Annotated in this window: 12 protein-coding genes; 9 read left to right on the plus strand and 3 right to left on the minus strand. The window is 40.5% G+C overall.

Annotation, left to right across the window (positions count from 1 at the left end):
• The first annotated feature begins 14 nt into the window (after positions 1–14).
• The 3 genes from uvrA to groL all read left to right on the plus strand — a co-directional run bounded on the left by uvrA (position 15) and on the right by groL (position 5,108).
• Positions 15–2,870 carry an excinuclease ABC subunit UvrA gene (uvrA, locus tag INF28_RS07560; RefSeq protein ID WP_226392861.1) on the plus strand — a complete coding sequence of 952 codons (2,856 nt, stop codon included), beginning with the start codon at positions 15–17 and terminating at the stop codon, positions 2,868–2,870.
• 279 nt (positions 2,871–3,149) lie between these two features.
• Positions 3,150–3,434, plus strand: coding sequence for a co-chaperone GroES (locus tag INF28_RS07565; RefSeq protein ID WP_226392862.1), 285 nt, complete (start codon positions 3,150–3,152; stop codon positions 3,432–3,434).
• Positions 3,435–3,470: 36 nt separating this feature from the next.
• A complete protein-coding gene (groL, locus tag INF28_RS07570) occupies positions 3,471–5,108 on the plus strand; it encodes a chaperonin GroEL (protein ID WP_226392863.1) in 1,638 nt (545 codons plus the stop codon).
• 83 nt (positions 5,109–5,191) lie between these two features.
• Here the strand turns inward: groL and INF28_RS07575 are convergent, their stop codons facing one another.
• Positions 5,192–5,710 (minus strand): GNAT family N-acetyltransferase, encoded by a 519-nt coding sequence (locus tag INF28_RS07575; protein ID WP_226392864.1) that lies wholly within the window; start codon positions 5,708–5,710, stop codon positions 5,192–5,194.
• Between the two features lie 114 nt (positions 5,711–5,824).
• Between INF28_RS07575 and INF28_RS07580 the strand changes: the two genes are divergently transcribed.
• A complete protein-coding gene (locus tag INF28_RS07580) occupies positions 5,825–6,328 on the plus strand; it encodes a GtrA family protein (RefSeq protein WP_226392865.1) in 504 nt (167 codons plus the stop codon).
• 24 nt (positions 6,329–6,352) lie between these two features.
• Here the strand turns inward: INF28_RS07580 and wecB are convergent, their stop codons facing one another.
• Together wecB and INF28_RS07590 are read right to left on the minus strand one after the other, a co-directional pair.
• Positions 6,353–7,498 (minus strand): non-hydrolyzing UDP-N-acetylglucosamine 2-epimerase, encoded by a 1,146-nt coding sequence (gene wecB / locus INF28_RS07585; protein WP_226392866.1) that lies wholly within the window; start codon positions 7,496–7,498, stop codon positions 6,353–6,355.
• A gap of 19 nt (positions 7,499–7,517) precedes the next feature.
• Positions 7,518–8,663 (minus strand): polysaccharide biosynthesis C-terminal domain-containing protein, encoded by a 1,146-nt coding sequence (locus tag INF28_RS07590; protein WP_226392867.1) that lies wholly within the window; start codon positions 8,661–8,663, stop codon positions 7,518–7,520.
• 224 nt (positions 8,664–8,887) lie between these two features.
• On the opposite strand from INF28_RS07590, the gene hisD reads away from it, so the two are divergent.
• The 5 genes from hisD (at position 8,888) to INF28_RS07615 (ending at position 15,119) form a co-directional block, all read left to right on the plus strand.
• Positions 8,888–10,180, plus strand: coding sequence for a histidinol dehydrogenase (gene hisD / locus INF28_RS07595; protein WP_226392868.1), 1,293 nt, complete (start codon positions 8,888–8,890; stop codon positions 10,178–10,180).
• A gap of 14 nt (positions 10,181–10,194) precedes the next feature.
• Positions 10,195–10,815: an imidazoleglycerol-phosphate dehydratase gene (locus INF28_RS07600; RefSeq protein WP_226392869.1), complete on the plus strand. Its 621-nt coding sequence runs from the start codon at positions 10,195–10,197 to the stop codon at positions 10,813–10,815.
• The gene (locus tag INF28_RS07605) at positions 10,796–11,812 is read left to right on the plus strand and encodes an HAD family hydrolase (protein WP_226392870.1); all 1,017 of its coding nucleotides are present in this window, start codon (positions 10,796–10,798) and stop codon (positions 11,810–11,812) included. The genes INF28_RS07600 and INF28_RS07605 overlap by 20 nt, the downstream gene beginning before the upstream one ends.
• Positions 11,802–12,332 carry a Fe-S-containing hydro-lyase gene (locus tag INF28_RS07610; RefSeq protein ID WP_226392871.1) on the plus strand — a complete coding sequence of 177 codons (531 nt, stop codon included), beginning with the start codon at positions 11,802–11,804 and terminating at the stop codon, positions 12,330–12,332. The genes INF28_RS07605 and INF28_RS07610 overlap by 11 nt, the downstream gene beginning before the upstream one ends.
• A 201-nt stretch (positions 12,333–12,533) precedes the next feature.
• A complete protein-coding gene (locus INF28_RS07615; RefSeq protein ID WP_226392872.1) occupies positions 12,534–15,119 on the plus strand; it encodes a cation-translocating P-type ATPase in 2,586 nt (861 codons plus the stop codon).
• The last annotated feature ends 183 nt before the right edge of the window (positions 15,120–15,302 follow it).

Here is a 15,302-nt window from a genome sequence, read left to right on the forward strand (position 1 = left end):
GAGTACCTGATAAAATGAATAAAAATATTATTGTTAAAGGTGCAAAAGAGCATAATCTTAAAAATATTAATGTTGAAATTCCACGGGACAAGCTGGTAGTTTTGACAGGACTGAGTGGCTCAGGAAAATCTTCATTAGCTTTTGAAACTATTTATGCAGAAGGTCAGCGCAGGTATGTGGAATCCCTTTCTGCTTATGCCCGGCAGTTTCTTGGACAAATGGAAAAACCGGATGTTGAATCCATTGAGGGACTTTCACCGGCTATTTCAATTGATCAGAAAACTACAAGCAAAAACCCACGCTCAACCGTAGGTACGGTTACCGAAGTATATGATTATATCCGATTGTTATTTGCCCGTATTGGTATACCGCACTGTCCTAAATGTGGAAAAGAAATACGCCCTCAGTCAGTTGACCAGATTGTGGATGCGGTCAAAGTACTTCCGGAACGGACTAAAATACAGGTGCTTTCTCCTGTGGCACGTGGCCGAAAAGGCGAATATGTAAAGACCTTTCAGGATGCCCGGAAAAATGGTTTTATTCGGGTTCGGGTAGACGGAGAGATGCTGGAATTAAATGATGAAATTCCAAAGCTGGACAAGCAAAAGAAACATAATATAGATATTGTTATCGATCGCTTAGTCATTAAAGAAGGTATGGAAAAACGTTTGACGGACTCCGTGGAATTGGCTTTGCAAATGGCACATGGCCTTGTTGTAATTGATGTGATAGGACGCGAGGAACTGATGTTCAGTCAGAATTATGCCTGCGAAGACTGTGGTATCAATATTGAAGAATTAACTCCAAGAATGTTTTCGTTTAATACTCCGTACGGCGCCTGTCCATGCTGTACTGGATTGGGAAATATTATTAAGGTGGATCCGGATCTGGTCATACCAGACCCCACTTTAAGCATTAACGAAGGTGCAATCCTAGCCAGTGGATGGAGCGGAACAGAGGAAGGCAGCATTTCTAAAATGTATTATGAAGGTCTTGCCGCACATTATGGATTTAGTTTGGATACGCCAATTCAGGAATTGCCAAAAAACATTTTGAATAAAATATTATATGGTACGGGTTCGGAAAAAATTCGTCTTACTTATGACCGTAAATACGCCAAGGGAATGCATTTAGCACGTTTTGAAGGGATAATTAATAATTTGGAACGGCGGCACAAGGAGACAAATTCCGAATGGATGAAAGCAGAAATTGAAAGTTTTATGGTGAACATGCCTTGCCCAGAGTGTGGCGGGACCCGGTTGAAAAAAGAAACACTGGCTGTTACTGTAAACAATCTTAATATAGATCAGGTCTCCCGTTTGTCTATTGTTGCCGCGTTGGAGTTTTTTTCTAGTCTGCACCTTCATTTATCTGAAAAAGAAAATATGATTGCTCGCCATATTTTAAAAGAAATCAAAGATCGGCTGCATTTCTTAGTAAATGTAGGATTAGATTACCTTACTTTGTCCAGAAGCGCCGGTACACTATCTGGTGGTGAGGCTCAGCGCATACGGTTGGCTACGCAAATCGGTTCCAGTTTGATGGGTGTTGTATATATTCTTGATGAACCCAGCATTGGGCTTCATCAGCGGGATAACGATCGTTTAATTGCAACTTTGAAACGCTTGCGGGATCTTGGGAATACCCTGCTGGTTGTGGAACATGACGAAGATACGATGCTGGCCGCCGATCATATTATTGATATTGGCCCGGGCGCAGGAATACATGGCGGCGAGATTGTGGCACAGGGAACAGCAGAGGATATCATGAACTGTGAAAAATCTGAGACGGGGCTTTATTTGAGTGGAAAGAAAAAAATTCCTGTTCCGAGTAAAAGACGAAAAGGGAACGGAGCCAAGCTAGAAATTTTTGGCGCAGCAGAAAATAATTTAAAGAAAATTAATGTAAAGATTCCTTTGGGAACTTTTACGTGTGTAACAGGTGTTTCGGGAAGCGGAAAAAGCTCTTTCGTCAATGAAATACTTTATAAAGAACTTGCAAATCGTCTCAATGGTGCAAAAAAACATCCAGGTAAATTTGATAAAATAAAAGGCGTTGAAAATTTGGATAAAGTAATTAATATTGATCAATCGCCGATTGGAAGAACGCCGCGCAGCAATCCTGCGACTTATACTGGTTTATTTGGTGATATTCGTGAATTATTTTCCATGACGCCGGAAGCCAAAGCCCGTGGCTACAAACCTGGCCGGTTTAGTTTCAATGTAAAAGGTGGACGCTGTGAGGCCTGTACGGGAGATGGCATTATCTGTATAGAAATGCATTTTCTTCCTGACGTATATGTTCCATGTGATGTGTGTCATGGCAAGAGGTACAACCGCGAAACTTTGGAGGTACGCTATAAGGGTAAAAATATTTATGAAGTTTTAGAAATGACAGTGGAAGAGGGATGCAGCTTTTTTGAAAATATTCCTAAAATTCAACGGAAACTGCAAACACTCTATGATGTTGGTCTGGGATATGTTAAAATCGGACAGCCGTCTACGACTTTGTCCGGCGGGGAAGCACAGCGTGTGAAACTAGCAACGGAGCTGAGTCGACGAAGTACGGGAAAGACCGTGTATATTCTGGATGAACCAACCACGGGACTGCATACTGCGGATGTGCATAAATTAATTGAAGTCCTCCAGAAATTGGTGGATGCAGGTAATACGGTGATTGTTATTGAGCATAACCTTGATATCATTAAAACCGCTGATTATATTATTGATCTTGGCCCAGAAGGGGGAGATGCAGGCGGCGAAGTGGTTGTATGCGGTACGCCGGAAAAGGTTGCAAAATGTCCAGAGTCTTATACGGGAATTTATCTGAAAAAATATCTTTCTAAAAATTTAAAAAGGTCCGGGGTGTAATTACCCGGATCTTTTTTAGAGATCATACAGCATAATGACCATAGAAAGTTAGGAAAAATAGTTTTATTTTGCAATTAAAGCCAAAATTGAAAATTTATACAAATAAACAGATTCGGGAGAATATTAAACTTAATCGCTTATAATTTAGTATAATTGAAAATAATCATAAAAAACACAGGTTGATTTCTCAAGTAAATTTTTGTATTATACAATCGTTAGCACTCAATAAGATAGAGTGCTAATAACAAGGAAATATTAACCTGTAAGGAGGTCATTATTATGAATATCAAACCATTGGCGGACAGAGTTGTCATCAAGATGCTGGAAGCAGAAGAGACTACTAAAAGCGGTATTATTTTAGCCGGAACTGCAAAAGAGAAGCCACAGGTAGCTGAAGTAGTTGCTGTAGGCCCAGGCGGCGTTGTTGACGGGAAAGAGGTTAAAATGGAGCTAGAGGTCGGTGACCGCGTAATTATGAGCAAATATGCCGGCACAGAGGTTAAACTGGACGGCGAAGAATATACAATTCTGCGGCAGAGTGATATTCTTGCGAAAGTTGACTAATTGGTGATTATTCAATAGATTTGGAGGTAATGAAAAATGGCAAAGCAAATTTTATTTGGAGAAGAAGCCAGACGTGCACTGGAAAGTGGTGTAAACCAACTGGCGAATACTGTCAAAGTTACTTTGGGTCCCAAAGGCCGTAATGTTGTATTGGATAAAAAATATGGCGCTCCGTTGATTACCAATGACGGTGTTACCATTGCAAAGGAAGTGGAACTGGAAGACCCGTTTGAAAACATGGGAGCACAGCTTGTAAAAGAAGTGGCTACCAAGACCAACGATATTGCCGGTGATGGTACCACAACAGCAACTTTATTGGCACAGGCATTGGTGCATGAGGGCATGAAGAATGTTGCAGCCGGGGCCAATCCTATGATTGTACGGAAAGGCATGGCAAAAGCAGTGGAAACCGCTGTAAAAGAAATTATTTCCAACAGTAAGACCATTGATGGCAAAGCGGATATTGCTCGTGTTGCTTCTGTATCTGCTGCAAATGACACCATTGGTACTTTGATTGCTGATGCGATGGAAAAGGTTACAAGCGATGGCGTTATTACCGTAGAAGAATCCAAAACAGCAGAAACCTATTCTGAGGTTGTGGAAGGCATGCAGTTTGACCGCGGTTATATTACCCCTTACATGGTAACCGATACCGATAAAATGGAAGCGGTTATTGATGATGCATATATTTTAATTACAGATAAGAAAATCTCCAACATCCAGGAAATATTGCCTTTACTGGAGCAAATCGTACAGTCCGGTAAGAAACTTCTGATTATTGCTGAGGATATTGAAGGCGAAGCTTTGTCTACATTGATCGTAAATAAATTACGCGGTACCTTTACTTGTGTTGCTGTAAAAGCGCCTGGTTTTGGTGACAGAAGAAAGGAAATGTTGACAGATATTGCTATTCTGACCGGCGGTCAAGTGATTTCTGAAGAAATCGGTCTGGAATTGAAGGATGCTACGATAGAGCAACTGGGACGTGCTCGTCAGGTAAAGGTGCAGAAAGAAAATACAATTATCGTAGATGGCATGGGTAACAAAGATGAAATTGCAAACCGAGTAAGTAATATTCGGATGCAGATTGAAGAAACTACATCTGATTTTGATAAAGAAAAATTAATGGAGCGCTTAGCGAAATTGGCAGGCGGTGTTGCGGTAATTAAGGTTGGTGCTGCAACAGAAGTTGAAATGAAGGAAAAGAAACTGAGAATTGAGGATGCATTAGCAGCAACTCGTGCAGCTGTGGAAGAAGGTATTGTTGCCGGTGGCGGTACTGCATTTATTAATGCAATGCCTGCGGTAGAAGCGTTGCTTGAATCTACGGAAGGCGATGAAAAGACTGGTGTTCAGATCGTGCTCCGTGCTTTGGAAGAGCCGGTAAGACAGATAGCGTTTAACGCTGGTGTAGAAGGCAGTGTTATTGTCAATCAAATTAAGGGCAATGAAAAAGGAATTGGTTATAATGCGTTGACCGGTGATTATATGGATATGCTTAAAGAAGGAATTGTAGATCCAACCAAGGTGACGCGTTCTGCTCTTGAAAATGCAGCAAGTGTTGCATCTATGATTCTGACAACGGAAAGCTTGGTAGCAGATAAACCGGATCCTGCAGGTGATGCGGCGGCAGCTGCTGCTATGGCAGGTGCTGGCGGCGGTGGTATGTACTAAGCCGACTGATATGAAACTGTAATAGCAAATGCCCCTTTGACTTTCAAGTCAAAGGGGCATTGATGTTTACAAAATAAAATATATTATTTAATCCCAAAGTCAGCCGGATGGATTTCCATCAAGTCGTCATCCATAACGTAACCGCTGCCGATGTCGGTTACCAGTTCTCCGAATTTATGAAATCCTAATCTTTCATAAGCTAAAATAGCATTACGATTGCCTTTGTTGACCGTAAGCCATATTTTTTTCACACCGGTTGCGGCATATTTGGCTGCAAAGTGTCCAATCATTTTTTTTGCAATACCCTGATGTTGATACAGGGGATCCACATAGACTTTACTTAAAAAGACAGTTTCTGAATTTTCCGAATGAATACCGCAGAAACCGACCAATGTATCGTTTTGTAAAGCCATTAGATATTCATATCCATTTTCATTGACATCTTTTTCAAGGACTTCTGCGCTTTGAAACTTGTTCAGCATATAATCCACTTGAGCAGTGCCAATCAAAGTGTCATATGTGTGATGCCATATTTTTTCTGCCAGAGCAGCAATCCTTTGAAAATCATTTGTTGTTTTGGCGTTTCTTAAAATACAATTCATAGATAATTTCCTTTCTTTGTTCATATTAAGCTTTTTTAACAATGTATATTTTGGCTTGACAAACGCGGAAGAATAGAGGATAATAAAAAGACATCCGCGAGAGGAGGAAAGCATATGAAACGTCTTTGGGAGCGTTATCAGGAGTTTATTCTATACTGCGTATTCGGTGGAATGACCTTTCTAGTGGATACCGGTGTGTTTTATCTTTTTGTGCATCATACCTCGGTCTTTGAGTTGCAGTACAGCCCATTGGTTCAGCATTTCCTTGCTCCGGTTCATATTGAACCTTATAGTTTTATTCTTCATACCTGCAGCATCATTTCAACATTAACTGCTATTACGTTTGCATACATTACAAACCGGAAATTTGTTTTTCAAAGCAAATCTACTGGTTGTAAAAATATTTTAAAAGAAATGGGCAGTTTTTATGCCGCACGCATTTTCACTTTAGTTTTGGCAGAAGTCCTAATGCAGATTACGGTAGTCCATATGGGGTTCGATGAATTAGTAATGAAATTTTCTGTCAATATTATTGTAATTGCCCTAAATTATCTTTTCAGTAAAGTATGGATTTTTCGCAAACCTGCTTCGACACCTTCGAAAGAAAAGGATAGCTGACCGGAGATTTCCGGTCTGATTTTTTTATTCCTCTTTCCGCCACACCATTTTATTTACAATACCTGTATAAGATTGAATCAGTTTAACAGTTTTCACAGATACGCAGGTATCGGTATAAGTTGATACAGGATGGCCCAAATCACCATTTTGGTTCATGGATACTGCTAAATCAACGGCTTGCAGAACTTGTTCTTCGGTGATGCCTGCAAGTATAAAATCACCTGCATCTAAAGCTTCTGGACGTTCGGTGCTGGTACGAATACAAACAGCGGCGATTGGATGACCCAAGGAAAGAAAAAAACTGCTTTCTTCGGGTAGGGTACCGCTGTCACTGACAACAGCAAAAGCATGCATTTGCAGATGATTGTAATCATGAAATCCAAGTGGTTCATGCTGAATGACTCTGGAATCAAATTGAAATCCGCGCTGTGCAATGTATTTTTTGCTCCGGGGATGGCAGGAGTATAGAATTGGCATATCGTATTTTTGTGCCATGGCATTGACTGCATGCATCAACTGAAAAAAGTTTTTTTCGTTATCAATATTTTCTTCTCGGTGTGCGGAAAGGAGAATATATTGTTTTTCCTTTAAGCGTAATTTATCTAATATAGTACTGTTCTTTATTTGTTCTATATGGCTACTTAGTACTTCTGCCATGGGTGATCCAATAACATAGGTGCGCTCTTTTGGCACGCCGGAAGCATTTAGATAGCGGCGAGCATGTTCGGAATAACAGAGATTTACATCAGCAGTGACATCTACAATGCGTCGATTGGTTTCTTCTGGAAGGCATTCGTCAAAACAGCGGTTTCCAGCTTCCATATGGAAAATAGGAATATGAAGTCGTTTGGCACTAATGACGGCTAGACAGGAATTGGTATCTCCTAAGACAAGGACAGCGTCCGGCTTCAGTTTTGTCATTAACTGATATGATTTTGCGATAATATTTCCAATCGTTTGCCCCAGGTTATCTCCGGCAGCATTTAAATAATAGTCTGCTTCACGCAAATCCAGATCTTCGAAAAAAATCTGGTTTAAGCTATAATCATAATTTTGACCGGTATGGACAAGAATTTGGTCAAAGTATTTATCACAACACTTGATTGTCTCTGACAGCCGAATAATTTCCGGCCGGGTGCCAATGATGGTCATTAACTTTAATTTTCGCATTTGTGTCCGCCTCTTTCATTTATATTTCAAGAAAATAAGTATCCGGATGATTCGGATCATAGCATTCACTGCACCATATTACGGTAATCAAATCAGAGGAACCGTTGTTAACGATTTGATGTGTATATCCGGGAGGGATATCAATTACCTCCGGCTTTTCTCCGTCTACAAAATATTCAATGACATTGCTGTCTTGTATCTTACGCAGACGGATAACACCATGCCCGCTTATTACAACAAATTTTTCGGTTTTCGTATGATGCCAATGATTGCCCTTTATAATTCCTGGTTTTGTAATATTGACACTGACCTGTCCCCGGTCTGCAGACCGAAATAATTCGGTAAAACTGCCTCGAGCGTCTATGTGTGCATTTAGCGCATAGGAAAACATGTTTTCAGGTAAATATGACAGATATGTACTGTACAGCTTCTTTTCCAGACTGTTTTCTTCCATGCAGGGGATTTGTATATTATTTCTGCTTTGACGAAAAGAATGAAGAAAATGGGCAATTTCACCAACTGTTGTTTCGTAGGTTGTAGGAATATAGCAAAAAGACTGTGCACGGTGTTCTTTTCCAGTTAGCGCAAGCAAAAACTCAGTAATAACATCGTCAATATACACAAGCTGCATTTTATGCGCAGAATCATGAATGGTAATAGGAATATCCCGGGCAATTTGAAAAGCAAAAGTTGCAACTACACTGTTGTAATTGGGACGGCACCATTTGCCAAATACATTAGGAAGTCGATAAACAAAAGTTTGTACACCGTTCTCTTTTCCATATTGCAAAACCATCTCTTCTGCCACTTTTTTGCTTATGCCATAAGCATTATCGAGCTCTGCCTGAATGGAAGAGGTAATTAAAACAGGTGCTTTGTTATGGTTGTTTTTTAAATGATTAAGCAGGCTTTCGGTTAAACCTGCATTGCCTTCCATAAATTCATCGGAATTTTTGGGGCGATTGACTCCGGCCAGATGAAAGACAAAATCACACTCTTTGGTATATTCTTCCAATAACTTAGGAGAGCTTTCCATATCATATTCCATCAGATAAAGTTTTTCCTCTACATCGAAACCGGAATTCCATCCAGCTGGTAAGTTGTGCAAAGATGTAATTAAGTTTTGCCCAATAAATCCATTGGCTCCGGTAATTAGTATTTTCATAATTTTCCCCACCGTTTCGATTGACTTTGATATTATTATATTATATTTTGTTTATAATTGCAAGAAGCACAATAAAAACATAAGATAAAAAGGAAATATGTGAAAAATTTTTTTCTATCTCTTGTCAAATGCCAGTATATATTGTATAATAAATGATATTCATTGTATTCGGCCACTGTATTGACCGTAAAAATGCACACTATTAGGACAAAGGAGAGAAAAGGATGAATATTTATAAATTGTCTGAATTATCCCGGGAGAAAAAAGAGTTTATCATGAAGCGGGCAGAAATTGATATTTCAGAGCACATGAAGCTTGCACGGGAGGTATCTGAAGATATCCGCACCAGAGGAGATCAGGCTGTGCTGGAATATACTGCAAAATTTGATCATGTTACCCTGACTCAGGATAGAATAAAAGTCCGCCCGGAGGAAATCGAGGCAGGTTACGCTCGCTTAGATGCTCCCACCAGAGAAGCTATTGCATATGCGGCAAAAAATATTCATAATTTTCACGAAAAACAGCTGCCCGAAGAAATGTGGTTTACAGAAGTAGATAAGGGGCTTATGGTTGGTGAAAAAACTACTCCGATTGTAGATGTTTGCCTTTATGTTCCCAGAGGAAAGGGAAGTTTTCCTTCGGTTATGTTGATGCTTGGAGTACCTGCAAAGGTGGCGGGTGTAGAAAAAATTGTTGTAGTAACCCCTCCAAATGAAAAAGGCGATGTAGATGATGCCATTTTAGCTGCAGCTAAAATCATTGGCATTACTGAAATTTACAAAGTTGGTGGTATACAAGCAGTGGCGGCTGCCGCGTTTGGAACAGAAACCATTCCCAAATGCCATAAAATTATTGGACCAGGTAATGCGTATGCGACAGCGGCGAAAAGGGTTTTAGCAAATTATATTGATGCCGGATTGCCTGCCGGTCCCAGCGAATGTATTGTATTGGCTGACGAAAAAGCGGATCCTGAAAAGGTGGCTCTTGACTGGATGATCGAAGCAGAACACGGGCCGGATTCAGCTGCACTCTTGGTGACGCACAGTCAAGAACTGGTAGAAAAAGCTGCGGAGATTGTCAAACGTCAGTTGACGAAAATTTCAGATAAACGCCGGGAGTTTGTTACTACCAACTTTAATACTTACGGCGGGGCCGTGATTACGGAGAGTCTGGAAGAAAGTATTGATTTTGTAAATGAATATGCACCGGAGCATATGGAAGTTATGACAGAAAAGCCTTTTGATGTTTTGCCTAAGATTAAAAATGCAGGTGAGATCCTTTTGGGTGACTATACGCCGGTTACTCTATGCAATTTTGTACTGGGGCCTAATGCAATTTTACCTACAGGACAGTTTGCCAAAACCTATTCTAGTGTCTCTGTGTTTGACTTTTTAAAACGCTCTTCTGTAGGTTATGCCAGCAAAGCCGGCTTTGAGCGAGTAAGAGAATATGCTTACCGCATTGCCACTGTGGAAGGTTTTGATACGCATGGCCTAGCTGTAAAAGAAAGAAAATAAAGGAGAGAAATGCAGTGAAAAATAAAATCAGTGTGGTACGTAAATCGACCGAATCTGTTATTCGAGTAACCATCGAGAAGGGAAACCTCCGTTCTGATTATCGCAAGCATATCTGCACGCCTCTTCCGTTTTTAAATCATATGATAGAACATATCGCCTGGCGTGCTGCGCTGAATATTGATATTCACATGGAGTTTGATGAGTTCAAACTAGTACATTTGGTTACTGAAGATGTTTCCATGACTTTGGGACGTGCAGTAGGCGAATTTGTACGAATTAACACGCCTTCCGGATATGGAAGCGGCATTGGTATTATTGATGAAGCAAAGGCGGAGGCGGTTTTATCCTTTGAAGATCGATCGCTTTTCGATTTTCACAGTGCTATTACGTATGACAGTGCTGTGGAAGGAATGCCTTCTGAAGAACTCATTACTTTTCTTGACGGATTTGCGCAGGGGGCAAGATGCACTTTGCATATTGATATTGAAAAAGGAGTGAATGGACATCATATTTGGGAAGCGGTATACCGCGCCTTTGGTATTGCATTAGGAAAGGCGCTTGCGATAGATGCAGCCCGGGAAGGAATGACGTCTGGTGTTGCCGGGCAGGTGAGCTATGAAATTACAGCGGAGTAAAATTGATACATTGATTTTTGATATGGACGGCGTAATTACCAGCGAATATATTTATTGGAAAGCAGCAGCGCTAACCGTGTATGAATTACTTTACAGTCATCGGTATTTTGGGCATCAGGATCTTGACAAGCTTTGGTGCCGTAAAAATGTATCATTGATTTATGATACTGTATTCTGTGGAGGACGAACGGTAACCGCCGTAAAGCATTTAGGCGTAAACACAAATTGGGATTTAGCGTATTTGGTATTTTGTGTTTCGACTTATCTGGAGCCTGAATTAACCTCGTTTGATTTGCATCATTTTGAAGCAGTGTGTATGTTTATTGAAAATATAAAAATTGGTCCACCAGCCTTATATACGGCTGCGGAGGGTTTGGCGGCCTCTGCCTCTGTGGTGGAAATTGGTTATTTTAAGAGAACGACAGGTGGATTATGGAAATGCCTCATAGAATGTTTTCAACGGTGGTTTCATGGTGATGTAGAAATAAAAGGCTTGAAGTTGGAAGAAGAGCCTGTTTTACCCTTAAAAGAAATCGAAAAAACCCTAAGGACGTTAAATCAAGAAGGATATATTTTAGGAGTCGGCACCGGAAGGCCGAAGGAGGAAATTTTATTTCCGCTTCAAATGTGGGGTCTCGATCAATATTTTGATACTAAATATTGTGCTTCTTATGATGAAGTTTCTGCGGCAGAAAAGAGTTTGACACCAGAACAGCCGCTTGCAAAGCCGCATCCTTTTGTGTTTCAAAAAGCCGCTTTTGGACATTTGCTTTCCGACGAAGAAATTTATTATGGAAAAATTCCATTTCAGTGGCCTAAAAAATGTTTGGTGATTGGAGATGCCCCCAGTGATTTGCTGGCAGCAAGGGCTGGGGGATTTCCTTTTGCAGCTGTGTTAACAGGAATCGAAGGAAAAAATGCACGACCATATTTTGAAGAAAACCAGGCAGAACTGATTTTAAATTCTATGCTGGAGCTGATTAACAATGACAATTAAAATTACAACGCCTTTTACAAGTGATAAAGCTGCACAGCTGCATTCGGGAGACCGTGTTTTTATTAACGGTGAAATTTATACTGCTCGGGATGCCGCGCATAAGCGTATGATAGATGCCATTCAAAAAGGGGAAGAATTACCTTTTGATATTAGGAATCAAATTATATATTATGCAGGCCCTGCACCGGCCAAGCCTGGATGGGTTATTGGTTCTTGTGGACCGACTACCAGCGGACGAATGGATGCTTATGCTCCGCGTTTGATTCGTTTAGGGTTGACTGGAATGATTGGGAAAGGAATGCGTTCTGCAGAAGTGGAAAATGCCATGAAGGAATGCGGCGCAGTATATTTTGGTGCAATTGGCGGTGCGGGAGCATTGATTGCCAAGTGCGTTACGGCGGTTGAGGTAGTCGCCTATGAAGATTTAGGTACCGAAGCGATCCGGAAACTTACGGTACAAAATTTGCCTGCAGTGGTAATTATGGATCAATATGGCGGAAATCTTTATCAACAAAGATAATGCTTGACAAATATAGAACATTTGAGTATAATAACAATAACATACTAAAGGGAGTAGTTAAAAGTATTCTGTCAACATCACGGCATAAGCCTGGCAGAATACACCCATGTGGTAACAAGACTTTCGTATGGCCGTATATTTGTGCGGCCATAGGGAAGTCTTTTTTTATAGATACTTATGACCAGAGAGAGGAGAACAAAGATGGAATTTTTTAAAGAATCTAGTCAGACGGTATGCGCAGAATTAAAAACCAATACAGATGGTTTAACTGCTGCAGAGGTAGAAAAAAGGTTGTTACAGTATGGAAAAAATGGTTTGGCAGAAGAAAAGAAAAAAGGTATTTTTCAAGTTTTTTTTGAGCAATTTAAAGACCTGTTGATTGCCATTTTGATTGTTGCTGGAATTATTTCCATGATTTCCGGGGAAATAGAAAGTACGCTTGTTATTTTTGCAGTCATTATTTTGAATGCTGTTTTGGGGACTGTCCAGCATTTTAAGGCGGAAAAATCCTTGGAAAGCTTAAAACAATTATCTGCGCCGAGTGCAAAGGTTATGCGTGATGGTGTGAAAACAGAAGTACATTCTGAGGATTTGGTGCCGGGTGATATTTTGATTTTGGAAGCCGGTGATTTGATTACGGCGGATGCGCGGATTATAGAAAACTATTCCCTGAAGGTAAACGAAAGTTCTTTAACCGGAGAATCTGAGGCTGTTGAAAAAACCAACGAAGTAATTTCTGGTGATAAAATTCCTTTAGGTGACCGAAAAAACATGGTATTTTCCGGTTCTTTGGTCACATATGGGCGGGCTGAGGCCGTGATAACGGCTACTGGCATGGAAACGGAACTTGGAAAAATTGCCGGATTAATGAACAGGACAGCACAGCGAAAAACACCGCTTCAAATTAGTCTGGACCGTTTTAGCCAGAAATTAGCTATTATTATTATAGGGATTTGTTTGGTGGTCTTTGGATTGTCATTGTATCGTCAGATGCCGGTTTTGGATGCTTTGCTGTTTGCTGTTGCTTTGGCTGTTGCGGCGATTCCGGAAGCGCTCAGTTCCATTGTAACTATTGTTTTGGCAATGGGAACGCAGAAAATGGCACGGGAAAATGCGGTCATGAAGGATTTAAAATCCGTAGAAAGCTTGGGATGTGTTTCCGTTATTTGTTCCGATAAAACAGGAACGCTGACCCAAAACAAAATGACAGTGATGGAAATGTATGCTGGAGGCGATGTATTTACGCGGGAAAAGCTGGATCTTAACAATGCGGCGCATTATATGCTTTTAAAAGAAGCTATTTTGGTTAATGACGCGACTGAAACCATTGGAGATCCTACTGAAACCGCTCTGGTACAAATGGCATCTTATTTTGGAGTTGATGCGGCTTCCTATCGTTTGCAACATCCTCGAGTTGCAGAATTGGCATTTGATTCGGATCGGAAGCTGATGAGTACACTACACGAAATAGATGGTGAAAATATACTTTGCACCAAAGGTGCATTGGATGTTTTACTTCCAAGGATTACCAAGATTATGACGCAAAACGGAATTGTTCAAGCCGATGAAAATGAAAAACAAAAAATTATTGATATAAATCGGAAATTTTCAGAAAAAGGACTGCGGGTACTATGTTTTGCCATTCGTCCATTTGGGAAATGTATGGAGGTACAACAGAAGGATGAAACAGAATACATTTTTGTTGGCCTGATTTCTATGATGGATCCACCCAGAGAGGAGGCAAAAAAAGCAGTTGCAGACGCCAAGCTTGGTGGCATTACTACGATTATGATCACAGGAGATCACAAAATTACAGCTGCCGCCATTGCAGAACAGCTGGGAATTATGGAACCGGGTGACATGGCCATAGAAGGTACGGAATTAGATGAAATGTCTGATCAGGAGCTGAGTGAAAAACTTCCTTTGATTCGAGTATATGCCCGTGTGTCACCAGAGCATAAAATAAGAATTGTAAATATGTGGCAACAAAAAGGAAAGATTGTTTCTATGACCGGTGACGGTGTTAATGATGCTCCTGCATTAAAACAGGCTGATATTGGCGTTGCTATGGGAATTACGGGAACGGAAGTTGCGAAAGATGCAGCCTCCATGATTTTGACAGATGACAATTTTGCAACTATTGTGAAAGCGGTCGTCAATGGAAGAGGAGTTTATGAAAATATAAAAAACGCAATTCAGTTTTTGCTGTCAGGTAATGCAGCTGGTATTCTGTGCGTTCTTTTTACAGCGTTAGCAGGACTTGCAATGCCGTTTATGCCTGTTCATCTGTTATTTATTAATTTATTGACCGATAGCCTCCCTGCCATTGCCATTGGAATGGAACCGGCTCGTAAAGGTTTGCTTCAACGACCTCCCAGAGATGCAAAAGAATCTATTTTAAATCAACGAACTTTGATTCGCATTGGATGGCAAGGCCTTTTAATTGGTATATTTACCATGGTTGGATATTTTGTTGGATTGCAAACAGATACAGCTAAAGCAAGTACAATGGCCTTTGCTGTTTTAACTCTTGCACGCCTTTTTCATGGCTTTAATTGCAGAGGCGAAGAATCCCTGGTCAATCTAAGGTTAAAGACAAATCCATATAGTATAGGAGCATTTTTGTTAGGAGTATTGCTGCTTGCCTGCGTTCTTTTTATTCCTATTTTAAAGGGGCTGTTCATGGTTGCTGCTCTTTCATCTGTACAATGTTTATGGATTTTTGGCTTGGCGTTTTTCCCCACACTGCTCATTCAAATACAAAAGATGCTGTGTACAAAAAAATAAAAAAATCCCGGCAGATGTGAACAGGTCCAGTAAAAACGGACAATAGAAAAAATCGTCCTCCTATGGTATAATAAAAACTATCAAAGGGGGGCATTGTTATGCCAAGAAAATACATAAAAATAAGGCAACACGAAGAAGAATTGCTGAAAATGAAGGAACAGGGATTAACACATCAAGAAATGG

The sequence above is a fragment of the Ructibacterium gallinarum genome (genome assembly GCF_014982785.1).
GTDB lineage: Bacteria > Bacillota > Clostridia > Monoglobales > Monoglobaceae > Ructibacterium > Ructibacterium gallinarum.

What these genes read in the sequence shown, in the direction of transcription:
- INF28_RS07615 (WP_226392872.1), top strand. Translation starts at nt 12,534, where the DNA reads ATGGAATTTTTTAAAGAATCTAGTCAGACGGTATGCGCAGAATTAAAA.
- INF28_RS07565 (WP_226392862.1), top strand. Translation starts at nt 3,150, where the DNA reads ATGAATATCAAACCATTGGCGGACAGAGTTGTCATCAAGATGCTGGAA.
- INF28_RS07575 (WP_226392864.1), bottom strand. Translation starts at nt 5,710, where the DNA reads ATGAATTGTATTTTAAGAAACGCCAAAACAACAAATGATTTTCAAAGG.
- groL (WP_226392863.1), top strand. Translation starts at nt 3,471, where the DNA reads ATGGCAAAGCAAATTTTATTTGGAGAAGAAGCCAGACGTGCACTGGAA.
- wecB (WP_226392866.1), bottom strand. Translation starts at nt 7,498, where the DNA reads ATGCGAAAATTAAAGTTAATGACCATCATTGGCACCCGGCCGGAAATT.
- INF28_RS07590 (WP_226392867.1), bottom strand. Translation starts at nt 8,663, where the DNA reads ATGAAAATACTAATTACCGGAGCCAATGGATTTATTGGGCAAAACTTA.
- INF28_RS07610 (WP_226392871.1), top strand. Translation starts at nt 11,802, where the DNA reads ATGACAATTAAAATTACAACGCCTTTTACAAGTGATAAAGCTGCACAG.
- INF28_RS07580 (WP_226392865.1), top strand. Translation starts at nt 5,825, where the DNA reads ATGAAACGTCTTTGGGAGCGTTATCAGGAGTTTATTCTATACTGCGTA.
- hisD (WP_226392868.1), top strand. Translation starts at nt 8,888, where the DNA reads ATGAATATTTATAAATTGTCTGAATTATCCCGGGAGAAAAAAGAGTTT.
- INF28_RS07605 (WP_226392870.1), top strand. Translation starts at nt 10,796, where the DNA reads ATGAAATTACAGCGGAGTAAAATTGATACATTGATTTTTGATATGGAC.
- uvrA (WP_226392861.1), top strand. Translation starts at nt 15, where the DNA reads ATGAATAAAAATATTATTGTTAAAGGTGCAAAAGAGCATAATCTTAAA.